Source organism: Photobacterium salinisoli (assembly GCF_003614885.1).
GTDB classification, from domain to species: Bacteria; Pseudomonadota; Gammaproteobacteria; order Enterobacterales; family Vibrionaceae; genus Photobacterium; species Photobacterium salinisoli.
In genome coordinates this window covers 1,016,561-1,042,559 of record NZ_QZMS01000007.1, presented here as the reverse complement: position 1 = coordinate 1,042,559, position 25,999 = coordinate 1,016,561, and the positions used below count along the sequence as shown (strand labels likewise).

Genomic DNA, 25,999 nt, shown 5'->3' with positions numbered 1-25,999 from the left:
AACTCAAAACAGGATTAATTTGCTGTTAACGGAATTTTAAACTAAATTTAACGTCATTTATCAAATCATAACACTGTCACGTTACTAAGGAGATTGTGCTTTTAGCCGACTGAGAGAGATCGTTTTCACCGATGGTGCCATCTGGTTAATGCACTTGATGATCAAAAGGTGGAGAGGGGCAGGGAGACACCATGGCATTTTTCTTCGTGCTGATTAAGATACAACTGAATTGGTAACCACATATGCAAACAAACAGATGTTCATCAATGACTATGAACTCTTCGTGTTGACCGCATTCTTTGCAATATGGTGCCTGTTCCATATCATGCTCCTTTGGGAATAGAGCCAATGATAGACTGAAGCAGCAGTTGCTAAAAAAAGATTTGAAAAAAATTCGAGGGGAAACAAATAAAGAAGAGAAGGATGAAACAAAAAAGCCTTTTGGTCGGACATACTGGATTTGAACCAGCGACCCCTACTCCCCCAGAGTAGTGCGCTACCAAACTGCGCTAATGTCCGCCAAAAGGCTTGCTAACTGAGGAGCATAGTACCAATACTGACTGCTTTTGGCAAAGCTAAATTGCTGAGAATCAGGCTATTATTTCATCGATTGATTAGCTGTTGGCTGATTATGATGAAGAATGGGTATTTGTGGTGGCAGCAACGGCTTACACGGTATCCGGCAGATACACCCAATTAAACGTGCGATAGAAGAGCTGAGAAACATTGTCCGATAATCGCTGAAATCATTTTTTGGTCAGAGAATTGTCAAGGACACAAAAATTATGTTCACAATAACGAAGACTGAGAGTATTATTTAATTACTGCTGCTACTCTTACACCCTCGTTAGAGTTCTCTATTATAATTAAGTGAGCGTACTACTCTTCTCACATACGCGCAGCGGAAGTCATAGCGTTAGTTTTTCGGCAGAATATGGGTCTTATGAGATATCTTGGGATCTTGGTTTAATTTTATTAATTTTGCTCTATTTCAAATAGCACAACCAGTGTCATGAATCTGTTAGTCGATGGCAAGAAAGTGCTCTTTATTAGAATAGTGTTTAGAGGTAATTCATGGCTAACTTTTCGGATGCGGAAAAAGCACTCAGTGCGATGCTAAAGAATGTTGAAAACGGGAAACATCTGCAAGAGGCCAGAACTGACTATCGTCAGGCACTGATTGACTTTGCAGACGAAGTACCAGGCAGACAGCGTGCTGTCATTAAGCGAATTCCGCTACAGAAAATAAATGATTTGATAGCTGTATTGAACGAATTTAAAGAAGAAGCTCGTCAGGTAAGAATGATTGAGATTCTGGCATTGATGGAAAAAGACGGTGTTCATCCTGAAGAGTTGATGGGCTCTCAGGCTGAGGAATAACCGAACGTCTATCTGATTGCTATATATAATAAAAAAGGAGAGTAATACTCTCCTTTTTTATTATGCTTCAGTGACTGTCGTGATGTAGTCGACTTCATTTTTATATTTACGGACGTTGCGTGAGAGAGTCCCTTTCGGTACACCGTAGCGCTTCTCGGCTTCATAGCTGGATAAACCTTCGAAGACGACAGCTTCAACAGCAGTACGTTGATTTTGGGACTTGAAAATACGCTCAGAGATTACTTTAAATTGTTCACGTGTCATAGCCAAAACTACTCGCTTGTTATTCCTTTATAGGCCTGCTGGGTATGACTGACCGGCAGTTCTGATTCCCGATATAGTATCAGTCATACCCTAACGTAAGCTTAATAAGCGAATATTTACTTCAGTAGTATGAGTCCTGTGGGCAGCGAATCGCCGTAAACACGCTGGTTTTCTTCCTGGGTCAATATTTTATGTTCTGCCACCATGTCGATCCAGCGCTCCGGTGCCTTGCTCGCCTGCAGCTTACTGATGACTTTCTGGCGTAACTCGTCATCAATATCAAGCGTACGGTCACCAGTTTTTCGGCACATCATGACGGCGGCAAGGGCGATATCAGGTTCATCTCTCCAGTCAGAATCTAATAATTCCGGCAGGCAGTAGCTGATATGCTGTGCCGTTAACAGGTTATGCCGGCTTCCATATAGAGGGAAGCGACTGCCAATTCTGCCAATTGCCCACCAATGCGCCTGCGCAAATTGTGGTTTTTGCAATCGTGAGAATAGCCATTCGATCAGCTGCAGCTTCTTGTTAAATGCGATGTGCTCAAGAGAGGCAGCTAAACGCACCATTTGCTCATAACCTCGCTCTTGCATCTCTTTCGCTAATTTAGGATTGCGGGCCGCGCTCGGATTAATGTATTTGGCGATGTCTTTGTAAATGATTTCTTGCTGCGCCTGATTAAGGCCACCAGCCACACGACGCCAGAATATCCACCAGTCATTCCAGCTCTGAGTAGACTGGTGAAATTGCAGATTGTGCTGATACAGCGCCCAAACTTGATTCATGCGCCAGTCATCAACCGGGTCACCAAAACCGGGTCTTAATGTATAGCCTGTCAGTTTCAGCCAGTTTCGCTCATGTACAGCGGAACGGCGTCGCCGTTTTTTGCTGTCAAGCAAGGTGTCGGCCAAGGCTCTTAATGCTGGCATTTCCCAGTCTTCACGCTTACCCAGATACTTTTCCAGATCGTTTCTGAGTGTTTTTACGGGTTTTTCATCTGCGTGTTTTTTGCTGCCGCCGTATGCTTTCTGAATAGCGATTCGGGCTGATTGCAAGGCGGTTGGATGGGGAATATCTTCACTTGCATCAAGAAGATTATCCACAGCAGCTGTTTTCCGTACGGAAAACTCAACCCGCCATCGTTTGCCTGGCATATCTACGCTGACGCACTCCAATTGCAATGTGCCCACTTCAGTGAGCTGACAGGCAAGGGTAACATCAACCCTGTCTTTCTGGTTTGCTGCCAGTGATTCTCTGTCGGTCTCGCTGTCCAGGGTAATAACAAAGGGGGGCAGTGAGGTCATATGTGGTTTATCCAGAGGAAGAATATCACCGGCTGAAGTTGGCGTATCATCTGAAGAGGCATACAGATTAAAACGAACCGGTTCACCTAATGTCAGCGCGAATTTTCTGTCTGACAATGCAACTTCAACGCCTTCTTCAGTGCCTCGTGGTAACAGGCAAATACCAGAATGAGCCGGTTGCGTATGCAGATCGAGGAAAAAGGAGCGCGCCGATCCTCCTCCAATTTTCAGCTGTGCACCGTGTCTGGCTTTTGCATACGCGACGGCGCCGTATGCGACAGCCAGATCGGGATGCGGATTGTCCAGGCAGGTGACTTTCGCTCCTTTCCAGTGGGCAAAAACAGCCTCAATACGTTCAGACAATACAGGGCTGTTGAATACGCCGCCATTGAGCAGAATGGCAGGGGGAATCGCTTTATTCGATTCGTCGCTGTTGGCGTCGGTTAACCCCAGAGCATCACGACAGGCGACGTGATGTTCGCTGATGAAATGTGCCAGATGTTTGGAGATGGCCGGATCTGAGGCATAGGGTAAGCCGAATTCCACAACCGCACTTTGACGCTGACTTGGGTGTTCATCAAATGCACTGATAGGGAAAAAACCGTCGAGCGCGATGTGGTTGACTTGCTTCCGGGTGATCACCGCAGAGCGGCTGCCGCCAATCAGCTTCGATCCACCGCCAAGCAGCGTCACGTTCAGCTGATCTGGTGCATTTTTTGCCAGCAGTTGTTCCTTTGCACGACGTGTTTGCTGAATGAGTTTCGACAGACCAGCAGCGCTCAGTCGCTTGCCATCGGTGTGCAGAGCATTCTCTGTCTGATGGGCGAGTGCCAAATCCAGGTTATCCCCACCCAGCATCAGATGGTCACCAACGCCGATGCGATCAAGCTTGAGTCTTTCATTCTGGTAGCTGACTTTAATCAGGCTGAGGTCTGTGGTGCCGCCGCCAATGTCGCACACCATCAAAAGCGGTATATCTTGCAACAGATTTTCCGCTTCATTGTGATGACGGGAATACCAGTCGTAGCACACAGCCTGTGGTTCCTCAAGCAGCACCATATTGCTCAGTCCGGCCAGTTTGGCTGCTTCTATCGTTAGCGCTCTGGCGCCTTCGTCAAAAGATGCGGGTATGGTAATAACAACGTCCTGGTGTGCAAGCTTGTCTTGCGGGTGATGGTAGTCCCAGCACTGACGAACATGGTTCAGGTAACTGGCACTGGCAATAACCGGCGATACTTTTTGCACACCGCTGCTGGCTGCCCATGGCAGAATGGGCTGATTGCGATCAACGCCCGTATGAGATAGCCAGCTTTTTGCACTAGTGACTTGTCTGCCTTCAACTTTGGCCCCTAATTCGCGGGCATATTCCCCTATGATTGCCTCGGGAAAGTCGCCATTAACGGGCTTGTTATCCCAGGGCAGAACACACAGGTCAGGTGCTATTTCACCGGTTGTCGGATGGTATCTGAACGAGGGTAAAAGGGGTTTGCGCGCCACTTCACCAGGGGCGATGAGCTGGTCGATGTCAAAAATCTTTACAGCTTCATGTTGAAGATCTGAAGTAATAGGGCAATAGGCGACAACGGTATGTGTTGTGCCTAAATCTATACCCACTAAATATCGGGGAGAAGACATGTAAGACTCCGTGCCTGTTTTTACTCAGAAGTTACCTTGTAACTAGCATGTGGCTGAGACTGGGTAAGCTGGGTAAAATAACGGCGCAATGAATGCGCCGTCGAAATATCATCTGAGAAAGCATTAGCTTTCCCGAACGTCAAACTCTACTTGCCATTTTTGCCCGCCATCGGTTGGAATGGCTTCCAGGCATAAGGTGCCCAGTTCCGTAACACGTGCAGCCAGTGAGACGGGAACGATTTGTCCCGCAGAACGACCATCGGATACCGGTAGAGTCACTTGAATAGCTGGCAACTCCTCCAGCTCTTCCGGTTGCCACCAGTCAAGCAGGACCCCCGGGGCATCTTCACGGCGAACCGTTGAACCGAAGAAACGGAAGGTCACTGGCTGACCAATGATCAAGCCGAATTCTCTGCCTGATACTTCTGCATGACTGCCTTCTTCCATACCAAAAGGCGCCACACAAAGTGCTTCTACAGGCGGCTCCATACCTGGAATGGCCGGCATGGCACTCTCAATGCCAACATAATAGCTGCTGGCAATGCCACCACGTATGCGAACACCTTTGCCCTGGCGCACTGAACCGTAATAAGAAGCCCCGTGTGCAACGGACAGATCCAGATCCAGTCCCTGCAGGCGCTTGGCTTCTGGGCTGCCGGCCTGAGTCAGCCATTGATTAATGGTGGAGGTCAGGCGTTGAGAAAGCAGCTCAGATTTCAGCACACCGCCATTGAACAAAATCGCAGACGGGCAAATGAAGCCGTCATGAATTTGCTCAAAGCTATCAAAAAGCTCATCCACTGCGGATGACTGACGGCTCAGAAAACCGGCAATATGGCGGGTAATAGCGGCATCTTGTGCGTAAGGCAGTCCCATTTGGGTCAGGGCGCCGCGCTGCATTTCAACCGGATGCTCTTCAATGCCTGTTTGCGGGAAGAAGCCTTCCACAAGCGTTTGCTGTACTTCCTCTTGTGTCAGTTCAGTCTGCAGTGTACCGCCCAGCAGTTTTGAACCACGGCTTGGAACCACAATGGGAACAGCCTGCAGAGTGTTATCTGTCAGCAGGGCTTCTTTAGCATCGCGACAAGCGTGGGTAATGGCTTGAATCTGCCAGGGCTGTAGCTGCTTGCCTTCCTGAGCCAGTTTGGCTTTCAGACGGTAAGCCAGCGCCAGGTCCATGTTATCGCCACCCAGCAAAATATGATCACCGACAGCAACACGATTTAACGTCAGGTTGCCGTCTTCTTCAGTTACGGCGACCAGAGACAGGTCGGTTGTACCACCACCGATATCGACAACCAGAATGACATCGCCCACGCTGACCTGATCACGCCATGTGTCATCGTTATTTTTGATCCAGCTGTATACCGCTGCCTGAGGCTCTTCCAACAGTGTCAGGTGCTTGAAGCCCACTTCACGGGCCGCCTCTGCTGTTAAATCGCGCGCTGCCGGATCGAAAGAGGCCGGTACGGTTATGGTCACATCCTGATCGAACAGTGACGCATCAGGGTGTTTATGATCCCACGCTTTGGCAAGGTGGGATAAGTAAGCGCGGGTTGCTGCCAGTGGAGAAACTTTTGTCACTTCTTCTGGTGAATTCAGCGGCAGAAAGGCATCGCGGCGGTTAATACCACCATGGCACAACCAGCTCTTGGCACTGGCGATTAAACGAATAGGGGTTTTGCTTCCTAAATGGCGTGCCATCGCACCAACAATCGCATTGGGCTGGGCATCCCACGGCAGGGCAGTATCCCCTGGCGCCAGTTCGGATTCGTGTGCCTGATACATGAAAGAAGGCAATTGCGATTTTTCTTCTACATTGCCCGGGGTGGTCAGTTGCGCAATAGGCATCACTGTGACCGGTGCATCGTCCTGTTGTAAATCAACATAAGACAGAACGCAGTGGGTCGTACCAAGGTCGATACCCACACTGTATTTATGTTCTTGATGTGCTTGCATTATAGCTCAACCTCAGCAGCCGCCAGGATACGAGGGTCGTGTCCGTCTGACATTTTAGGTAAATTGATCTCTGTGACTTTCCATCCGCGGTGAATGAGTGTGCCAGTGAAAGGCGCATTACCCACCACATTGCCTGTCAGGCGAACTTCAGAGGCATTAAAGCCTTCTGGTAAGGTGATGCGGGTTTCTTCTTCCTCACCGCGCACTGGCGCAAACCGGAAATATTCATCCAGTACTTTTTTACCGCCTTCATGAATCACCCGGGCAGCTGCACCAATTTCTGCATCGGCAAAGCCTTTCAGATCTTCTTGCATAAAGTCGATGAAGCGTGCTTCTTTTTGTAGCAGAGACAAGAGCTGAAGTGCAGCGTCTGGCGTTGCGGTTTTGAGTTTAGATTCCACCTCAACAATTTTCTCTACTTCAACAATTTTTTCGACCGGTTTTTCTACTTCGACAATTTTTTCAACCTGGACTTCTTTTTCGACGACTTTCTCAACTTCTACCGGTTTGCCTTTCTTTGTCACATATAGCAGTAAAAGTATGACAACCAGAGCAGCCAGTAAGCCATGTGCCATATCAATAGTGGTTGGCATTGCGGATAAATCCACCGTCATTTTTGAAAAGTCTAAAGCCATATTTATCTTCTCTTTTGTCCGTGACAAGCTGAAAAATTTTGGCCCGAATATTAACACAACATATTGCTAATATAGCCAGTAAACACGCCATTTTTAGCGCTAGTTTCGTGAGAAACTGTTTCTTAGGTTACTTTGCAACCAAGTCAATATGACATTTTTCTGTCACAGGTTACATACACTTGTGATAAGAGCAGCAGCGGTAAGGCTCAAAATCGCTGAATGTGGCCGGAGTTTACGGCCCTCCATTACTTTTTAGTCTATTTTTTGAGCCTGTGTGGAACTCGCGTTAACTTTACAGGGGTGTCTGAAAATCAGACAGGCAAAATGCAACGCAATATGAGTTGCAGGCTGCGATAACTGGCGCAGCAGATAGCCCTTCAGGGGTAATCAAGCACTGCTTTTATGTCGGTGAGATTATCGGCAATCCATTGTTTGTTGATGGCGCCCCAATCCCGAATTTCATACCGTCCGCTCCGGTGGCGCTCTCCCTCAGCCTGTTTAAACTCACACACAATATCGAGATCGGAGAGGCTCTTGATCGTGTCCTGTGCTGTGCGCCTCGGCATACCTGTATATTCAAGTAAAGTCGGGACTGTCGCTATGCCCTGATCGATCAGGTGGGCGACGTACAAGCGACGGTAAAAGCTGGATTTGGTTTTACTGATGGACATAGCTACCGTGTTAACTCCGTTTAAACATGTTGACTGACAATGCCAGAGTATCACCAATTTCAGCTATGATGAACGGCGTTTTAAGGCTGCCTGGCAGTACGTGCCACTGTCAGGGAGTTTTACAGGGGGCGGAAGTCGTCATAACGGTAAGACTGTAACCTACTGAAACGACTGACTTGAAAAAGTTGGCCCGAATAGTGCTATCAAGTAATGAAACCAGACACACAAAAAACAAAGTGCGTATTGTGTGAATGTTAGTGTAGTGATGTGAAGAAGAGGGAGCATCTGATATCACTGCTTCAGGGCTTAGGGGAAGCGCTGATACTGTGCAGGGATTCAGAATTATAATAACAACAGACTAAAATTATAATTTTCAACTGGCCACCTACGGGTGGCTTTTCTTTGTCCCATACTGCAGCGATAGTCGTCAGGAGAACAGACCAGGTGTTGTGGTTCTTGCAAGCTTGCCATGCTGGTATACAATACATTGTTCTTTTCCTGTCTGCCCACGACGATGACAGTGCAGGCTTCGCTTCAAACAATAAGGAAAATCGTCTCTGTTATGAGCAAATTGACGGCACCGGAATTTAAGGCCGAACTTCTTCACCCCCGATACTGGCCGACCTTGTTGATGATTGGCACTATGAAACTCATCAGTTTACTTCCTTACCGCATTCAGTTTCTGATGGGGAAAGGGGTCGGCAGGCTGGCAATCAAACTGCTCAAAAAGCGCCGCTATACCATTGAGCGTAATCTGGAACTCTGCTTTCCTGATATGCCAAAGGATGAGCGTGATGCGCTGATTAAGAAAAATATCGATAATGCCGGTCTGGCTTTGTTTGAAACGGGTATGGCCTGGTTCTGGCCTGAATGGCGGGTCAAACGACACATCCGGTTTGAAGGTGTAGAGTATCTGGATGAGCTGGATAAGCAAGGACGGGGAGTCCTGCTGGTCGCCGTTCATTCAATGAATCTGGAAGTCGGAGCGCGTGCATTTGGTCTTCGTGCTCCGGGTGTTGGCGTGTACCGCCCAAACAATAATCCATGTTTTGACTATTTCCAGTTTAAAGGGCGGGTGCGCTCTAACCGTTATATGCTGGATCGTAAAGATGTCAAAGGGATGTTCCGTGCCTTGCGGGAAGGTGAGCGGGTCTGGTATGCCCCTGATCATGATTATGGTCGTCGCCGTTCTACATTTGCGCCCCTGTTTGCTGTTGATAAGGCCTGTACGACGGTAGGAACCAGTTTGCTGGTTGATGCTACAGATTGTGCCATTGTTCCTATTGCCTTGGTCCGCGACACCGATGACGGTATGTATACGCTCAGAGTGTTTAAACCATTGGAAGACTTCCCGCATAATGATCCGGATGCGGCTGCAGCATATATTAACAAACACGCGGTAGAACCTATGATCATGCAGGCACCAGAACAATATATGTGGCTGCACCGGCGGTTTAAGACACGTCCCGAAGGAGAGGCCAGTTTATACTGATTGGCAAAAGATAAAAAAACAGCCCGCTTTGCGGGCTGTTTTCGTAAGGTATGTTGATATCCGTTAGTCGGTCAGCTGGCCGGTCTGATAATCATGAATCGCTTGCTCGATCTCTTTCATGGTGTTCATGACAAAAGGGCCGTAATGTGCCACTGGCTCATTAATCGGGGTGCCTGAAAGCAATAGCAGACCGGTATCTTCTGTCGCCGTTATTGCCAGGCCTTCCCCGGCGGTTAATATCACCAGTTCACCAGCTTTGGCATGCCTTCCTTCGATGCTGACTGCTCCCTGGTAAACATACAGCATGGCCTGGAAATCCGGGTTCAGGCAGCTGTTCAACTGCTCACCGGCAGCGGCGCGCCAGTCTGCAATAGTGGTGGGTACACCCGTTTCTTGAAGTGGACCTGTCAGGGTGTCGCCATCAATAGTGAGATCGCCGGAAATAACACGAATCAGGTTCTGCCCGCTGAGCTGTTTCTCAGTAATAACCTCAGACTGGAAGTCATGGTACTGAGCGGGCAGCATTTTTTTGCTGGCAGGCAGGTTTATCCAGATTTGAAAGCCGTGCAATTGGCCGTCGGACATGATGGGCATCTCGCTGTGAATCACCCCTTTACCTGCTGACATCCACTGCGCACCACCGTCTTTCAGTTCACCTTTGTTGCCCATGTGGTCCTGGTGCTGGAAGTGACCCCGTAACATATAAGTCAGTGTTTCTATGCCTCGGTGCGGATGAGGGGGAAATCCGCCAATATAGTCAGCGGCCTGATCAGACTTGAGCTCATCAACCATCAGAAAAGGCGAGAATGCCGCATTGTCGAAACCATGCACGCGTTGAATTTTGACACCATCACCATCTGAAGAGGGGTGAGAGCGCAGGATTTGTTGAATTTGTCTGATTGCCATGATTGCCTCCGAATATCAGCTTCCGGCGTATTTTGAAAAAGTGTACGCCGGGCAGAGGCAACAGAACAGTTCAGGCTGACGAACAGCTTATTAGAAAAATTTGAATGAGTTGGCGTTTGGGGGTTAGTTGTGGAGGCGGCTTTGAATGCGCTGCCAGGCTTCACAGGCCTGCCGGAACTTGTCTGTATTTCCTTCAGGACGGTCTGGATGCCAGCGCAGTGCCAGTCTTCGCCATTGTTTACGTATTTGTGCCGGGCTGGCATCAGCGGGAAGTTCGAGCACTGCCAGATCCTGTTGCCATGAGGCGTTTGTCGTGACACTCAGGTTGCCAATGTGTTGCTGATACTGTTGCCAGAACGTCGACAGCAAATCACGGATGGAGTAGGTATCAGACTGGTAATTCTGCCAGTCCAGATAATACTCTCTGAGCGGATCTTGCTCGTCGACTTGCAGATCACCCTGATTTTGCATCAGTTTGATGTCCATTGCCTGTGCCTGCAGCCACTGACCGGGCAACAGCATTTGCTGCAACTGATATAACGCATTCATCAGCAGAAAATTTCGCTTGAAAAGATCCTGCTCTGCGACCTCGTCTAAGGTGTTCAGTAACCCCTGCTGCTTCAACGATTCCGCCAGGGTGTGCACCATCCATCCATTGGGTTGTTTTTCCAGCAGGCTGAGGATGGGCCAGATAAGCGGATTTTCAGGTTGTTCGTCAGATGGATGCTCTGGCAGGGTCATTCAGTGTTTCCGTCAGTTGTGAAAAAGGTGTCGCCTGATAACCGTCTGCGACGACAGGCTGTGGCACTCTAACAAACTCGGGAGTGAGACAAAAAGAAATCAAGGTACAGAAAGCGGATAGGGGAATCGGTATCACAGCTTGTGCATTTTCAGGCTATTGAATGAAAAATCCGGGATAAGTGCATGACGCTGATCATTATCCCGGGATGATTATCGGATGTCGCCGCAATGAGTCCTATTACTCAATAGTAACGCCGTAATATTTCTGGATACATTTGGCATAATCGCCTTTTTTCAACGTGGTGTGCGCTGTTTGGTAACCTGATTCAATCCGGCAGGCAAAGCTGCTACCGCCCGGGTTATCCGGGTAATAACCCCAGTCATTTTCCCAGTACAGGCCAAATGTGCTGTCACCTGTTTTCTTGAAGGCTTTCATACCCGCACAACCCAGCTGTTCGTCTGCCGGAATGGCTACACCCAGAGCGGCTGCATGGCCACGGTAGTATTTAATACGGTTAACTGACTGAGGTTTCTCGGTGTCAAGCGTACACTCAATACCGCCATTGATGATCATAGTGGTGACACCAAAACCAGGCACGCGCTTCTCAGCAATATCTGTGGCTGTTGGCTGCCATGTACCGTCAATCACATGCAGCATCGAAGGTTTCGGTGGCTGAGGATACACAAAGAAGAAGACGGCAGACGCCAGATTCAGCCAACTGTCAGCAACACGATCCGGATCTTGCAGCAGTACGTTCACGTCGTTAAAGATAAAGTCAGAGAATGGTCCGTAGTTGTAGTGGTAAGACAGTTGTTTGGCACCACGACCGAAATATTTCACATAACTGCCATCAGGGTTAGTTCCGCACGGCCATTGTTCAGTCTGCCAGTTACTGGCGGCACATTCACTGTTGTAGCCACAGGACGAGGCCTCTTCAGAACATCCGGCTTCGCGTACAAAAAACAGGCCCTGGCGCCATTCTTCGTAAGGAGAGTGAGGGTTATGGGCGCCGGTTTCCTGGGTGAAATGCGCAAACATGACAGCCAGAGATTTGGCGCAGATGGCATCTGATTGTGCGGCGCGATCATCGGTATAGGTGGCACAGAAACCTTTAAATTTCGCGACTGCTTTGAGGAAGTTAGAGTAGGTATAGGCGGCGTTGCGCTCTGGAAACAGCGCATCCCATTTTTGCTCGCTGATTAAGGCTTCAACCCGTTTGACGTTATCCGGGTTGGTGGACAAACCAGGTACAACGGCCTCTACAATCGCGTTGTCGCGTGTGCTGATGGAAGCCAGCACTTCTGTGAATTCAGGTGAGCTGGTCAGCTCGGTTTCACGGGCATCCAGATAGGCTTTGCTCATGATATAGCTGCCGTCCGGGTTCTGACCAATAATACCGTTGGCGGGGGTGGGGTCAGGTGTTGGATCCGGATCAGGTCCGGGGCCAGGATCAGGGTTATTGTCTGCACTGACCCACTCCCAGACACCTGTGCCGGGTGTGGCGTCCGGCGCTTCTCCTTGTGTCCACCATTTTGCTTTATAAATCTGACTGTTGTAAGAAACGTGGTCGCCCCCCACATACACAGCACTGCTTTGGTAGGCCGGATAAGTGGTTGTTGCTGAGGTCACGTTCAGCGTATTGACCGGCTGCCAGGCATCGCCCAGGTATGCATCGGGGGCCTCATTTTCTGTGGTACGTAACGCCTGATAAGTGTTTCCCTGATAAACGACTTGTTCACCTGCGCTGTAAACGCCATCGGGGTTGTAATTCGCCGTGGCCATCACACTGACAGAGAATAAAGCACTGCTGATCAGGACGGTTTTCAGCGTCCTTTGCAGTAAGGGTCTGTTATTCATTGTTGGTTCCTTAAGTGCAGTAAAAGCCGGCCTGCTGGCCGAAAAAATGTACTGCAAAATAAGGTATCGCTTATGGCGGTTTTGTCGTGAGCTGAAATGACAAACTGTGATAGCAAGCAACAGGATATAGTGAATGAGTCAGAGATTTGCTGAGAAGTTGTGATAACGCACTACAACTTAATTGGAGTGGCGTAAAAAGTGTTGATATTGACACTTAAGATGATCAGGAAGGCATTTATCGCCTTCCTGACATTAATGGAGAATAGGTGAATCAGTCGCGGAAGTTTTCAAACTGGAAAGGCTTATCCAGCTCTTCTGAGCTTCGTACCAGCGCCATTGCCGCTTGCAGATCATCGCGTTTCTTACCTGTTACCCGAACTTTGTCGCCCTGAATGGAGGCTTGCACTTTGATCTTGGAATCTTTCAGCATTTTGACTATCTGTTTAGCAACAGGAGTATCAATCCCTTGCTTAAATATGGCTTCCTGCGAATAGGTTTTCCCAGTGTGAACCATATCTTTGGTTTCCATGGCACGGGCATCAACGCCGCGTTTGGCTAAGTTTCCGCGAAGGATATCGCGCATTTGCAGCAGCTGAAACTCTGCTTCAGCAGACATTTTCACGATTTCTTTATTCAGGCTGAAAGTGGCCTCTACATTACGGAAATCAAAGCGGGTGTCCAGCTCGCGGTTACTGTTATCTACCGCATTCTTAAGCTCAACGGTATCAACTTCAGAAATAATATCAAAAGAAGGCATGGTGTATTCCTGCTCATCATTGTTAATGGGCGCTTTTATATCATAAAACGCCAGATTATTGTAACTAGTGGCTTTATGGTCTGGCTTATTGCTTTTGGACTGCCGCAGCGAGCATGGCAAGCATCTCTTGGGTATCTTCCCAGCTTATGCAAGGGTCAGTGATGGATTGCCCATAGGTCAGGCCTTTTTCCTGTCCGCTTTCCAGTGACTGATTACCTTCGACAATAAAGCTTTCTGCCATAATGCCTGCAATGTAGCGGCTGCCATCAGCAAGTTGTTTGCAGATGTCGGCAGCCACATCAAGCTGACGTTTATGCTGTTTCTGACAATTTCCATGGCTGAAATCGACAACCAGCTTAGTCGGTAGCGCGAATTCTTCCAGCGCGTCACAGGCTGCCTGAATATCTTCTGCGTGATAATTTGGCATTTTTCCGCCACGCAAAATAATGTGGCCATGCGGATTTCCCGCCGTTTTGTATATCGTCATCTCACCATTTTTTGCCGGGGAGCAAAAAACGTGCGGTGCGCGGGTGGCACGAATCGCATCGATTGCAATTTTCACATTACCATCGGTGCCGTTTTTAAATCCTACCGGGCAGGAAAGCGCAGAGGCCATTTCACGGTGTATCTGAGATTCAGTGGTACGTGCGCCAATCGCTCCCCAACTGATTAAATCCGCAATGTATTGACCTGTGATCATATCAAGGAACTCTGTCGCTGTTGGCATACCCAACTGGTTGATATCAAGCAACAGTTTTCTGGCTTTGTACAAGCCGGCAACTAAATCCAGACTACCATCAAGATGGGGATCGGAAACCAGACCTTTCCAGCCAACAACAGTACGCGGTTTCTCGAAATACGTGCGCATCACAATGCACAGTTTTTCCTGATATTTTTTCTTCAGTGTCAGCAGGCGACGCGCATAGTCCAGAGCCGCTTCCGTATCATGAACAGAACACGGACCAACGATGACCAGAAGGCGGTTATCTTTGCCTGTCAGAATGTTTTCGATCTCACGGCGGGAATGGGCTATGTGTTCTGCGATGGGATCTGTCATCGGGTGGGCGGCTTCCACCTCGTCTGGAGAAGGCATACGTCCGAGACTGACGGTACGAAGTTCATCGGTTTTTTGGGGCATTTGGGCGCCTGCTTTTCAGGTGTAACATTGATGACGGATAAAGATAGCCTAAAAGGTCGCAGGAATAAACCAAACGATGAATATCCATCGCTGTTATGGCCTGATTTTTCAGGGATCTGAAGAAAATCTGAATAATGGTTGCGCAGGGCAAAAGTGAATTGTTATGTTCCCTGTAAGCATAAAAATGGTGCTTGCCTATGAGGGTAGTTCGGATGCTGAGCTACTTTGGTTAAATAACAGATAATAAACAGCAGTGTAAGGGAGATGGCTATGATGTCCGCAGAGGAGTGGGCGACCAATGTTGTCGCGGGTAAAGCAATCGCATTAACGCGCTCGCAATTGGTATCAAGGTCAACAGATGAAGCCGGCAATACAGTTCTTATAGGTTTGGATGCGTTAATAGCAGAAACCGGGATTCATCTCAGCGCTGTGTGTCAGCCGGATGCGCTCAACGACAATGAGAAAGCGGCGCTGTCAGCAATGACTGGCGGGCAAGATGCTGAACAGTTTCTGGTTGACAGGTTAGTGAGTGATCTTTCTGAATTTGCTCAGAAACGTATTGCGGCAGGTCATACCAAACCGGTCCTGAAGCTGAGGCTCAGCGGAGCGGAAATTGCCTGCGAAAGTACGCAGATTGGCAGTCACTTAATGCCGAAAGAGGAAAACCCTGTGATGGGGTTGCGCGGTGTGGCTCGCTACCTGCATCCGCAGTGGGCCGGAATGTTTGCACTGCAGTGTAAAATTATCAAACAGCTGCGCCTTGTTACCGGTGATCTGCCGATAGCCATAGTGATTCCATTTGTCCGAACATACAGTGATGCGGCATCAGTGCATGATTTGCTGGCAGAACAAGGTTTGTTTCGCGGAAAGGCAGGTTTGCAGGTACATCTGATGTGTGATTTACCGGCCAATGCTGTGATGGCGGATAAATTTCTGCATTATTTTGATGGCGTGGTGATCGATCTGGATCATCTGGCACAACTGACGCTGGCGATCGATCCGGAAAATGAAACGCTGGATTATGACGAACCTTATAACGATGCTGTGTTATCTCTGGCGGAACTTACTCTGAAAAAGAGCAGGGAAGTGAATAAGCCCTGTGAATTTCTGGCACGCTCTGCAACGATTCAGCCAAAACTTCAGCGCTGGCTATCCGAACACTCGGTGTTGAGCCTTATCTGCAGTCCGCAATAACCACAAAGAGCCTGAATATTCAGGCTCTTTTTACTTACAGCTCTTTTTCCACCCGTTGGAGAGAGTGCTCGCTAAGACGAGCAACTGATTTCCAGCTCTTTTCCCCATTGCGGTGGTTTCACCGCCAGATGCTCATAGTCAGGGTGCTCATCATAAGGGTTGGCCAGAACGTTCAGCAGGTTTTCAACCATGGAATAGTCGCCGCGTTCGGCCAGTTCAATGGCTTGCTGAGCCAGATAGTTTCGTAAAATATATTTGGGATTATGCAGCCTCATTAACGCTAATCGTTCGGCGTCATTGTTCTGTTCAAGTGTCAGCCGCTTCGCGTAAGTGTTAAGCCAGGCTTGCAGTGGAGCAGGATCGTTAATCAGCGCTGAAAACCGGTGACTGCTGTCTGCGAGTTTGTCGGCTGGAATGCCCGTCAGTGTTCTGAAGAACAGGGTGTAATCTATTGCCTGATTGGCGAGCAACTCAAACATCTCGCTGAACAGGGCGCTATCTTCTTCATGACGTTCTACAAGGCCCAGCTTGCTGCGCATCCGGATGCTGTACTCTTGCTGAAGGCGTGACTGGTAGCTGTGTAATGCTGAATCTATCTCTTCTTTGTCGAGTAATGGGGTTAAGGCATAGCCAAGCGCAGATAAATTCCAGAGCGCGATGGACGGTTGTTGGTTAAACGCGTATCGGCCTGAATAGTCTGAATGGTTACAGATATAACCCGGTTGATAATCGTCCAGGAATCCGTAAGGGCCATAGTCAAAGGTCAGTCCGAGCACTGACATGTTGTCGGTATTCATCACACCATGAGCAAAACCAACGGCTTGCCAATCGGCAATTAAGGTGGCTGTCAGATCGACGATGCGCTGGAACATGGCCGCATACGGTGTGGCATGGGGGAGCAAATCGGCAAAATGATGCCTGATCAGATAATCCGCCAGCAGTTTCAGCTCTGCGTGCTGCTGAGTATAAAACAGGTATTCAAAGTGACCAAAGCGCAGGTGGCTTTCAGCGACACGGATCAGTGTGGCGCCCGGCTCCACTTTTTCCCGGTAAACGGGGGTGTCGCTGGCTAATACGGCCAGGGCATGCGTGGTTCGGATCCCCAGACCTTTCATGGCTGCACTGGCCAGATATTCACGAATACTGGAGCGTAAAACCGCACGGCCGTCGCCCATGCGGGAATAAGGGGTCTGCCCGGAGCCCTTCAGGTGGATGTCCCATTTTTTGCCTTGTGATGTGATGACTTCACCCATCAAAAGCCCGCGTCCGTCGCCTAAGTCCGGATTGTACTGGCCAAACTGATGGCCTGTGTATTTCATGGCCAGCGGGTCAAAGCCATGCAGCGACTCATTGCCGGTAAACAACTCGGCAAAGAAAGGGGTTTGTGCCTGCGCAGGATCCAGCTCCAGCATTTCACAGACGGCAGGATTGACACTGACCAGGTAAGGATTTTCCAGAGGCTGAGGGATCACCCGAGTCCCGAACACACTGGGTAATTCACTGTAAGTATTATTGAAAATCAATTCGGTCAGTTTGCGCATAATGGCCGCCAGGAAGAGGATAGTGAGGGGTAGCGTATCAAGTTACGGCCTGTAAACAAGGCATAAAATGTAAGGTTAATGGTATCGGAAAGCAGGCCTCCTCATAACATAATCATAGAAGAGGCCAATAATCGTGTCAGTTAGCGGAGGAAATCAGTCAATCGCTTCAATATCGACGATCTTTGAGCGGTTCATTATGATCTTCCAGCGCTGTATTTTAGGTTCCTGATCTTCGTCGCTCTCACGGGTGATCAGGTTAATCAGGTGCCGTTTTTCAACCGATTCTCTTGCCACCTGGCCGTCACGCATGACATAAATTTTCTGCGAGCCTTTCTCCATCAGTGTGGACAGAAAGCGCAGATCAAAAAGAATCGATTCTTTAGTTTGTTCATACCCGGTCAGAAACTTGGTCGTCGACATCCTGGTGGTGCTTTTATAATGCAGAATGGCTTCTTCTTTAGCCGACACCTTGTGTTTGCGCGCCTTCTTGATGTCGTCATCCAGGGTGTCGTACCGCATGTACTCCAGCCATTCCAACTGACGGCCAATCAGTTTATTGCTGTCGCTGTCAAAGAATTGTTTACGCCACTTGGGTTTGCCTTTTCGTACCCAGCGCCACAGCGCATGCTTAAGGTCATCTTTGAACACCTCGCGGGCGGCATAAATTACCGACAGCACCAGTATAAACGACGCGGTAATGTCACCGAGTACCCCACGGGCCTCAATAAGCATGATGGTAACAAAAATCATCACAAAACCGGCCGCAAATCCCGTGACGACTTTTTTGGTGGTATTACCCAAAACCGTCGTACTTTCTTTCATGGTGACCGGGTATTCTATCAGGCGCCGCAGCAGCCGCATTTTGTTCGACATGCGTGTTGGATCTGCCGTTGCACGCTCAGAGTTATAATTATTGGATAAACGATGGGCGGATTCTGTCTGACAGAAGTCCAGATACAGTGCTTTAATTTCGCTGTAGTTTTCCGCTCTTGGCAGGTGAGCGACTAACGATAAGAAACGCTGTTCTGTAAACCAGGATAAATAGTTATCTATGTTCTGGTAATACTTGAGCAGTTCTTCGTCAGTCGGCACATTGCGGCGCAAACGCTTGAGGATACCCGCCGAGACACTGGCGACTTCTTCCAATTCCTCTGTTGTGCGTTCAACTTTTTCATCAAGCAATTGGTGGACGGTTTCTTCCAGCGCGACCGCAAACTGGTAAGCAAACAAACTCAGGCTCAAGCGGTACTGGCCGGATGGCAAATTGCCACGGCTGGCGAGACGACTGTGAACCAGTGGAAGGTGATGCACATCACTGAAGTAAGTCCGTTTACCGTGAATAACATTATGGTAGAACTCGTCTTCAGACATGATATTGGCGTTCAGGCCAAGTTCACCGGGAATGAAAAGAAATACATCAAGCTGACGATTTTTTGCCTCATGAATGACATGCGACATTTTCAGGTTATGGCCATCTTTCTTTTCAACGGTGATCACTTAAATTTGTTCCTCTCTGAAGGTTCTGTGGTGTGGTTTGGCTGGATTCAGTTGCTGTTAGAATTTTAGTGTAAACTCATGTGAAATAGCACTACCAGACAACGAGTTATGGCTCGACAGCAGAAATTTTGGCCAGAAACGCCTATTTTGGTCAGGCAGCCTGAATCAACATCACGTATAATGCGCGTTTCAAAATAGCGTGCTTTCTCCCGTACAGCGTTAGTTTAGTGTCAGAAACCCTGCTGACCGGAGATAGAGGCGGATAACCGCTGGAATAGTTTACCCTGAGAGTGACATATTTATGATTAAAATTGGTCAGTACAACACGTTGGAAGTCGTAAAAATTGTAGATTTTGGCGTGTTTCTGGATGGTGGCGAGGATTTTGGCAATATTTTGCTGCCTAAATCGTCTGTGCCTGAAGGCACATCTCTGGGGGATAATCTGGAGGTGTTCGTATATTTTGATTCTGAAGATGACATTATTGCTACGACGAAAAAACCGCTGGCGCAAGTCGGGGACTTTGCTCTGCTGAAGATAGTCGGCATTTCTGGTGTCGGCGCCTTTGTTGACTGGGGACTGGATAAAGATCTGCTGGTGCCGTTCAGTGAGCAGCGACGTCGCCTGGAAGTCGGCCAGAATATTCTGGTGCGAATCTATACCGATAAAGCCTCCGGTCGTATCGTTGGCTCAACGAAACTGAACCGCTTTCTGGATAAAACACCTGCACCTTATCAAGTTGGTGATGAAGTGAAAGTCTTGATCGCAGAAACGACTGAGCTGGGTTACAAAGCGGTGATCGAAGATTTGCACTGGGGACTTTTCTTTAAGACAGAAGCCTTTGGTAAACTGTTTGTCGGTAAAAAACTGAAAGCCTACATCAAAGAGATTCGTCCGGACGGCAAGATCAACTTGTCATTACAAAAAGCAGGCAAAGCGAAAGTGGACGATCTGGCGGATAAAATTCTGACAGCGTTAGAGCGGCAGGGCGGCTTTCTGCCTTTGAGCGATAAATCAGCACCTGATGATATCTTCAAAGCGTTCAGAACCAGTAAAGCAACGTTCAAGAAAACCATTGGCAGCTTATATAAGAAAGGCCTGATCATCATTGAAAATGACGGTATCCGTCTCAACGATAACTGAAAATGTTGCAACCCTGACATAAGCCGGTGAAACTCACCGGCTTTTTTGTGACCGCTGTTATTCTCTATTGGTCAATATGAGCGTATGTTTATATCCCTGAATGGTTACAACATTGGGCCATTAATAGTCATTGATTGTGAGTAAAAAAACAGTCAGGTCCCATCCAAAGCTTATCCAACCCTGACAACACACTACAATTGACAAGGAATAGACATGCAAGGAATGAAAGTGAAAGCGTTAGCAGCAGGTATTTCCCTGCTGCTGTCTGGCGCGGTTTACGCCGCCGATGTGCCTGCCGGCATTACACTGGCAGAGAAACAGGAAATTGTCTGGAGCCTGGGGGGTGAGGTACCAACCTTAGATCCCACTATGACGACAGATGACTCGAGCAGTAAAGTGATCAGCGATTTATTCGACGGTTTAGTCTCTGAAGATCAGGAAGGAAATATTATTCCTGCCCTGGCGACGCACTGGGATATTTCTGCCGATGGCAAAACCATTACCTTCCATCTTCGTGACGGTCTGAAGTGGTCAAACGGCGAGCCATTAACGGCGCACGATGTGGAATACAGCTTCAAGCGCAATGCCGATCCGGCCTCTGCGGCCCCTTATTCCTGGTATCTGGGTACAGCGAATATTTTGAATGCTGTAGACATCACAGATGGCAAAAAAGACAAAGATACTTTGGGTGTCAAGGCGCTGGATGACAACACAGTGCAGTTCACGCTGACTCAGCCAACCCCTTACTTTGTCAAAATGCTCTCACACCCTTCAACGTTCCCTGTCTACCGTCAAGCAATCGAAAAGTATGGCGATAGCTGGACCAGCCCGGATCATATTGTCAGCTCAGGTGCTTACACGCTGAACAACTGGGTGGTGAACGAGCGGATTGATCTGGTCCGTAACCCGGCATACTGGAATGATGCAAAAACCGTTATCAATAAAGCGGCCTATCTGGCAATTGAAAACCAGACGGCAGAGTACAACCGTTACCGTACCGGCGAAATTGATATCACAGCAACGTTTCCGCTCGAACAGTATAAGCAAATTAAGCAAGAGCGTCCTGATGAGTTGCTGACCATGCCATCGCTGGCAACCTATTACTACCTGTTCAATTTAGATAAGAAGCCCTTCGATGATGTGCGCGTTCGCAAAGCACTGGCCTACGCAATTGATCGTGATGTGGTGACTCAGCGTATTCTGGGGCAGGGGCAGATTCCGGCCTACGGTGTGACGCCTCCTGCTGTGGCGGGTTTTGATGCGCCGGAATTACCCTGGGCATCTCTGTCTCAGAAGGAACGTAACCAAAAAGCGCGGGAATTGTTGAAAGAAGCGGGCTATTCGAAAGATAACCCGCTGAAATTTGAGCTGGTATATAACACCAATGAATCGCACAAAAAACTGGCGCTGGCGATGCTGTCGATGTGGAAACAAAGCCTGCCGGTAGAAGTGGATCTGGCCAATCAGGAATGGAAAACCTTCCTGCAGAAACTGGCTCAGAAAGACTTCAGTCTGGCGCGCTATGCCTGGGTAGGTGACTACAACGAAGCATCAACCTTTTTGTCGTACTTTGAAAGCAAGGGCATGAACTATTCGCGCTGGGCCAACCAAGCCTATGACAAAGCCATGGCGGATGCTTTAGCGGCGAAATCGGATAAAGAGCGTAATCACTTCTATCAGCAAGCGGAACGTATTTTTGCCGAAGATATGCCGGCTATCCCTGTGTATTTCTATACCAAGACAGTCATCAAGTCGCCAAAAGTTGGCGGGTATTCGACGACCAATGCATCGTCAAACCGTTACACCCGTGATCTGTACATCATGAAGTGATGTGCTTGGGCACACTGCTGGAGAGTTAAAGGCAGAATGCCGTTCTTAAAAGTGAACGGCATTCTTTTGTCTGTTCCAACTCTGTTATTCGTTTGTGGCACCCGTGTTTACTTGTTGCTGGCTGGCAAGTTGTTCCTCAAAACTTTCTCTTGATGCGTCGACATAGTGTTTTAGCCCGTCTCTGTCAATGAAAGCCTCTTTATCACCGGAGTAGTAACGACGTAGTTTGTCGGTTAATTTGAAACGGTTCCCTTTATTAGCAATGAAAATGTCAGGGCTCTGCGAAGCCAGCAGGTCAAAGCTGTGCCGTAAATCAGCGATAAGATTGGGATAGTTTTTATTATTGATTAAATGGTATCCAGGGGTCGCCAGGCTGTCGGCATATAAAAGTTCTTGTCCATTGCTCAACTCTATTTTCCATGACGTTGCTCCTGGTAGATGTCCAGGTGTGAATAGGGCTGTTACCTGGATAGCACCCAGAGAAAAACTTGCTTTATCCTGAATAATTTTATCCACATGAACAGGGGGAAACGGAAGCGCATCCCCCAGGGCAAAATCAGATTTACCGCCGCGGGCCAACTGTGACGCATTGTCGGGACTTGCGACTAATTGGCCTCCGCTCCACATTTTTAACCGGGCAAGACCACCGGCCTGATCCAGTCGTGCATGGCTGTTTAATAGATACTTGATGTCGGTGACATTAAACCCAAGCGATTTGATGTTAGCTCTGATTAATGGTGCACTGGTTTCCAGCGCGGCATCAATCAAAATATGGCCTTCAGGAGAAGTGATTAAGACGGAAGATAAATTCTCTGTACCGACATACCAGACATCTTCAGCTATTTGAAATGGAGCAATGGGTTTCGCCCACGAATCGAAGAGTGACATCGGAGGAACCTCTGACAGAGGTTGAGCGGGATCAAGCGAAGCACAGGAAGAGTCTGCAGATATTGCCATCATACATACAAACAATAGTGAATAAGGGTTCATGAATGCTCTCTGTTTGAAGTTTAAAGAGCGCGCAGTATAGTTGACATGTATTTAATACAGCTCAATAAGAATATTGCATTATGAACTTGATTCAACTGGATATGAATTTATTAAAAGTGCTTTATGTACTTTTACAGACCGGATCAACAGGACTAACGGCCCGAAGGTTGGCCATTACGCCTTCTGCGGTCAGTCATGCTTTGGGCAGATTAAGAGAAGCACTGAATGACCCTTTGTTTCGGCGTGAGGGTAATCAGCAGATTCCGACCCCTTTTGCATGCATGTTGAAAGAAAAACTGGTGCCGCTTTTTGTTTCACTCAATGAAGAACTTTTTGGTGAAGATGAAAATGAGAAACGGACCTTTCGGGTTGTGATTCCGCCGGCAATCAATGCATTACTCACCCCTGTCTTGGCTGGAAAGGGGAACGATTATCAGGCTCAAGTGCAATGTATACCTTTTGAACGTCGGGCTTGGCGGGATGATTTGCTGGAGGATAAAGTCGACTTAGTTATTGCTGTAGGTGACTATCAGAAAATGATTAGCGCGCTGCAGTATGAATTAGTGGGTAAAACGCGTTTGGTTGCGTTCTTTGGCAATCCGTTGCGAGAACAGTTAAAAGAGAGAGACAGCCTTAGCATGGCTGAGTTAAGTCGGTTCAGGCATTGCTATTGTCACCCTTGGCCGCAGGAAATCAACGAGCTGGATCGTCAGATGATGCGTGATGGTGAGTTCCGTAATTTGGCGTTTATTTGTAATGATTATGGACAGCTGGCGCCAGCAGTGCGCACTGCGCCGATCATGGCTATTGTGCCTGAGCCTTGGTTTACCAACCTTGCTGATAAAGAAGGTTTATTCATTTTACCTTTGGAAGGAGACAAGGTTGAAGGCGGGGTATTTATGCAGTATAGAAGGTCAACCGTAGCATGGAAAATGCGCTTTATTGATGCAATTCGACGAAAATTGAAGGAATATTACGTGTAATAACACGAATACTGTGATGTTCTTTCATCACAGTATTCGTGAGTCTGGTACTTACATAGTTTGATTTATTAACCGCAAACCGGGCAGTTTGCCTGTTTCATCAGCTTCATTTCCCGCCAGTGCATGGTCATGGCGTCCAGCAACAGGATTTTGCCTGTCAGGGGGCTGCCCATCGCAGCAACCACTTTAATGGCTTCCATCGCCTGAACCGCTCCAATAATCCCAACCAGAGGTGACATAACGCCAGCTTCAACACAGCTCAGGTTTTGTTCGCCGAACAGGCTGCTCAGACAGGCATAGCAAGGTTGCTCGTCCTGATAGGTGAAAACGCTGACCTGGCCTTCCATGCGTATTGCCGCGCCGGAAACCAAGGGGGTTTTCGTCTGGTAACACAAGCGGTTGAGCTGGTTTCGGGTTGGCAGGTTATCGCTGCAGTCGACAACCAGCGTGTGCTGTTTTATTAGAGCGAGCAGAGCAGCATCATCCAGACGCTCGCCAATGGCGTTAACAGTGCAGTGCGGATTCAGCCGCTCAAGTGCCTGTCTGGCGGAGTCGACTTTCAGCATGCCCACGGTCGCATCGTGATGGAGCACCTGGCGTTGCAGATTGGAGAGCTCGACCTTATCGTCATCAATCAGGGTCAGCACGCCGGCGCCGGCCGCAGCCAGGTACTGGCTCGCAGCGCAACCTAACCCTCCGGCACCCAGTATCAGGATGTGCGCCGCTTTTAAGGCTTCCTGGCCCTCAAAGTCGAACTGACGCAAAATGATCTGCCGGTTGTAACGCAGCATCTCTTGATCAGATAACTCTTCCATGACTGGCTCCTGCGTTATCGTCATTTAATACATACTGGCATTAAAGGGTTCAATCGTGACGGTTTCACCCGGCTGCACTTTACCCCGCTCTTGTTCCAGAATGACCAGGCAGTTGGCCTGATGCATGGAGCTGAATGCGCCTGACCCCTGATTACCTGTAGTGGCAACTTCAATCTGTCCTTTGCTGTTCACCTGATAAATACCGCGCTGGAAGTCAGTGCGTCCAGGGCGCTTTTTAAATACGGTGCTGGCAATGGCCGGTAAGCGCTGGGGAGCCTGATACTGACTCTGGCCCGCTAACTGTGCAAGCACAGGCTGAACAATCTCATACAGGGTGAGCATGGCTGAAACCGGGTTGCCCGGCAGGCCGCAAAACCAGCACTCGTTGACCTTGCCGAAGGCAAAAGGTTTACCCGGTTTCATGGCAATCTTCCAGAAACCAACTTCGCCTTGCTGGGTCAGGATATCTTTTGTGTAATCGGCTTCCCCGACACTGACACCACCTGACGTGATCAACATATCAGCTGTGCTGGTGGCTTTTGCAAATGCCGCATCCAGCTGAGCAGGATCGTCAGGGATAATACCCAGATCCAGTACCTCGCAGCCGAACTTGTCCAGCAGCGCCCGAATCCCGTAACGGTTACTGTCGTAAATCTGGCCAGCGGCCAGTGGTTCACCGAGCGGGCGCAGTTCATCTCCGGTCGAGAAAAAAGCGACTTTGGGGCGCTCGAAAACAGGTAAGCTGGCAATGCCCAGTGAAGCGATCAGCGGGAGCTCTCGTGCTGACAGCCTGTGACCTTTGGCAACGACAACCTCGCCGAGTTTGATGTCATCGCCAATCGGACGGACGTTATCTCCGGCTTTGGGTTTCACCAGAAAGCGGATTTGATCACCGATAGCTTCAGTCTCTTCCTGCATGATCACGGTATCCGTTCCAGCAGGAAGCTCAGCACCGGTCATAATACGAATGCACTGGCCTGATTGGCATGTACCGTCGAAAGGAGTACCGGCAAACGACTGACCCGCCAAAGTCAGGGTGTCTGTTTTGTCTAAATCAGCACGCTGAAGGGCGTAGCCATCCATAGCGGAATTGGCAAAGGGCGGGACGTTAATCGGTGAGATGACATCCTCTGCCAGCACCAGCCCGAGTGTTTCTGCCAAAGGTAATCTATTGGTTTTGCTGATGGGTTTGACCACTGACAGCATTTTCTCGATAGCAGTGTCTACTGGCATCAAGCCCGGCGCATCACACGAGTCCATTTGTTAAT

21 protein-coding genes and 1 tRNA gene are annotated in these 25,999 nt (G+C 48.7%); 6 read left to right on the top strand and 16 right to left on the bottom strand.

All coding sequences use genetic code 11. From position 1 onward, the window contains the following. Window positions 1-442: 442 nt before the first annotated feature. Window positions 443-519: transfer RNA gene (locus D6M16_RS05355), tRNA-Pro, on the bottom strand. 555 nt (window positions 520-1,074) lie between these two features. On the opposite strand from D6M16_RS05355, the gene D6M16_RS05350 reads away from it, so the two are divergent. Next, complete coding sequence (locus D6M16_RS05350; protein WP_120510904.1) at window positions 1,075-1,380, top strand: hypothetical protein; 306 nt, start codon at window positions 1,075-1,077, stop codon at window positions 1,378-1,380. 60 nt (window positions 1,381-1,440) lie between these two features. On the opposite strand, the gene D6M16_RS05345 is transcribed toward D6M16_RS05350, so the two are convergent. The 5 genes from D6M16_RS05345 to D6M16_RS05325 form a co-directional block, all read right to left on the bottom strand. Then, window positions 1,441-1,644, bottom strand: coding sequence for a helix-turn-helix domain-containing protein (locus D6M16_RS05345; RefSeq protein WP_027252139.1), 204 nt, complete (start codon window positions 1,642-1,644; stop codon window positions 1,441-1,443). Between the two features lie 116 nt (window positions 1,645-1,760). Then, window positions 1,761-4,583 (bottom strand): Hsp70 family protein, encoded by a 2,823-nt coding sequence (locus D6M16_RS05340; protein ID WP_120510903.1) that lies wholly within the window; start codon window positions 4,581-4,583, stop codon window positions 1,761-1,763. Window positions 4,584-4,706: 123 nt separating this feature from the next. Then, the gene (locus tag D6M16_RS05335) at window positions 4,707-6,542 is read right to left on the bottom strand and encodes an Hsp70 family protein (protein ID WP_120510902.1); all 1,836 of its coding nucleotides are present in this window, start codon (window positions 6,540-6,542) and stop codon (window positions 4,707-4,709) included. Beyond that, entirely contained in the window at window positions 6,542-7,156 is a 615-nt protein-coding gene (locus tag D6M16_RS05330; RefSeq protein ID WP_162940984.1) for a DUF2760 domain-containing protein, read from the bottom strand. The genes D6M16_RS05335 and D6M16_RS05330 overlap by 1 nt, the downstream gene beginning before the upstream one ends. Before the next feature lie 398 nt (window positions 7,157-7,554). Next, window positions 7,555-7,848: a winged helix-turn-helix domain-containing protein gene (locus tag D6M16_RS05325; RefSeq protein WP_120510900.1), complete on the bottom strand. Its 294-nt coding sequence runs from the start codon at window positions 7,846-7,848 to the stop codon at window positions 7,555-7,557. A 562-nt stretch (window positions 7,849-8,410) separates the two neighbouring features. On the opposite strand from D6M16_RS05325, the gene lpxL reads away from it, so the two are divergent. Next, a complete protein-coding gene (gene lpxL, locus D6M16_RS05320) occupies window positions 8,411-9,340 on the top strand; it encodes an LpxL/LpxP family Kdo(2)-lipid IV(A) lauroyl/palmitoleoyl acyltransferase (RefSeq protein ID WP_120510899.1) in 930 nt (309 codons plus the stop codon). 63 nt (window positions 9,341-9,403) lie between these two features. Here lpxL and D6M16_RS05315 read toward each other — a convergent pair whose 3' ends face one another. From D6M16_RS05315 to D6M16_RS05295, 5 genes are all read right to left on the bottom strand, one after another. Beyond that, window positions 9,404-10,246 carry a pirin family protein gene (locus D6M16_RS05315; protein ID WP_120510898.1) on the bottom strand — a complete coding sequence of 281 codons (843 nt, stop codon included), beginning with the start codon at window positions 10,244-10,246 and terminating at the stop codon, window positions 9,404-9,406. Window positions 10,247-10,369: 123 nt separating this feature from the next. Next, window positions 10,370-10,987: a DNA-J related domain-containing protein gene (locus tag D6M16_RS05310; protein WP_120510897.1), complete on the bottom strand. Its 618-nt coding sequence runs from the start codon at window positions 10,985-10,987 to the stop codon at window positions 10,370-10,372. A 238-nt stretch (window positions 10,988-11,225) separates the two neighbouring features. After that, window positions 11,226-12,845: a glycoside hydrolase family 19 protein gene (locus D6M16_RS05305; protein ID WP_120510896.1), complete on the bottom strand. Its 1,620-nt coding sequence runs from the start codon at window positions 12,843-12,845 to the stop codon at window positions 11,226-11,228. A 271-nt stretch (window positions 12,846-13,116) separates the two neighbouring features. Continuing rightward, a complete protein-coding gene (locus D6M16_RS05300) occupies window positions 13,117-13,602 on the bottom strand; it encodes a YajQ family cyclic di-GMP-binding protein (protein ID WP_120510895.1) in 486 nt (161 codons plus the stop codon). Window positions 13,603-13,687: 85 nt separating this feature from the next. Then, window positions 13,688-14,740, bottom strand: coding sequence for a 3-deoxy-7-phosphoheptulonate synthase (locus D6M16_RS05295; protein ID WP_120510894.1), 1,053 nt, complete (start codon window positions 14,738-14,740; stop codon window positions 13,688-13,690). Between the two features lie 270 nt (window positions 14,741-15,010). Between D6M16_RS05295 and D6M16_RS05290 the strand changes: the two genes are divergently transcribed. Beyond that, the gene (locus D6M16_RS05290) at window positions 15,011-15,934 is read left to right on the top strand and encodes a putative PEP-binding protein (RefSeq protein ID WP_162940934.1); all 924 of its coding nucleotides are present in this window, start codon (window positions 15,011-15,013) and stop codon (window positions 15,932-15,934) included. 71 nt (window positions 15,935-16,005) lie between these two features. On the opposite strand, the gene D6M16_RS05285 is transcribed toward D6M16_RS05290, so the two are convergent. After that, complete coding sequence (locus D6M16_RS05285) at window positions 16,006-17,475, bottom strand: protein adenylyltransferase SelO (RefSeq protein WP_120510892.1); 1,470 nt, start codon at window positions 17,473-17,475, stop codon at window positions 16,006-16,008. Window positions 17,476-17,628: 153 nt separating this feature from the next. Next, complete coding sequence (locus tag D6M16_RS05280; protein ID WP_120510891.1) at window positions 17,629-18,972, bottom strand: hypothetical protein; 1,344 nt, start codon at window positions 18,970-18,972, stop codon at window positions 17,629-17,631. Window positions 18,973-19,273: 301 nt separating this feature from the next. Between D6M16_RS05280 and D6M16_RS05275 the strand changes: the two genes are divergently transcribed. Together D6M16_RS05275 and D6M16_RS05270 are read left to right on the top strand one after the other, a co-directional pair. Beyond that, entirely contained in the window at window positions 19,274-20,113 is an 840-nt protein-coding gene (locus D6M16_RS05275) for a CvfB family protein (protein ID WP_120510890.1), read from the top strand. Window positions 20,114-20,326: 213 nt separating this feature from the next. Further along, on the top strand, window positions 20,327-21,943 hold the full coding sequence (locus tag D6M16_RS05270) for a peptide ABC transporter substrate-binding protein (protein ID WP_120510889.1): 1,617 nt from the start codon (window positions 20,327-20,329) through the stop codon (window positions 21,941-21,943). Between the two features lie 84 nt (window positions 21,944-22,027). Here the strand turns inward: D6M16_RS05270 and D6M16_RS05265 are convergent, their stop codons facing one another. Further along, window positions 22,028-22,900, bottom strand: coding sequence for an HARLDQ motif MBL-fold protein (locus D6M16_RS05265; RefSeq protein ID WP_276131401.1), 873 nt, complete (start codon window positions 22,898-22,900; stop codon window positions 22,028-22,030). 113 nt (window positions 22,901-23,013) lie between these two features. Here D6M16_RS05265 and D6M16_RS05260 point away from each other — a divergent pair, with 113 nt between their 5' ends. Beyond that, window positions 23,014-23,916, top strand: a complete 903-nt coding sequence (locus D6M16_RS05260; protein ID WP_120510887.1) for a LysR family transcriptional regulator — start codon at window positions 23,014-23,016, stop codon at window positions 23,914-23,916. 68 nt (window positions 23,917-23,984) lie between these two features. On the opposite strand, the gene moeB is transcribed toward D6M16_RS05260, so the two are convergent. Next, window positions 23,985-24,731 (bottom strand): molybdopterin-synthase adenylyltransferase MoeB, encoded by a 747-nt coding sequence (gene moeB, locus D6M16_RS05255; protein ID WP_120510886.1) that lies wholly within the window; start codon window positions 24,729-24,731, stop codon window positions 23,985-23,987. A 24-nt stretch (window positions 24,732-24,755) separates the two neighbouring features. Continuing rightward, window positions 24,756-25,991, bottom strand: a complete 1,236-nt coding sequence (gene moeA, locus D6M16_RS05250; RefSeq protein ID WP_120510885.1) for a molybdopterin molybdotransferase MoeA — start codon at window positions 25,989-25,991, stop codon at window positions 24,756-24,758. Window positions 25,992-25,999: the final 8 nt, after the last annotated feature.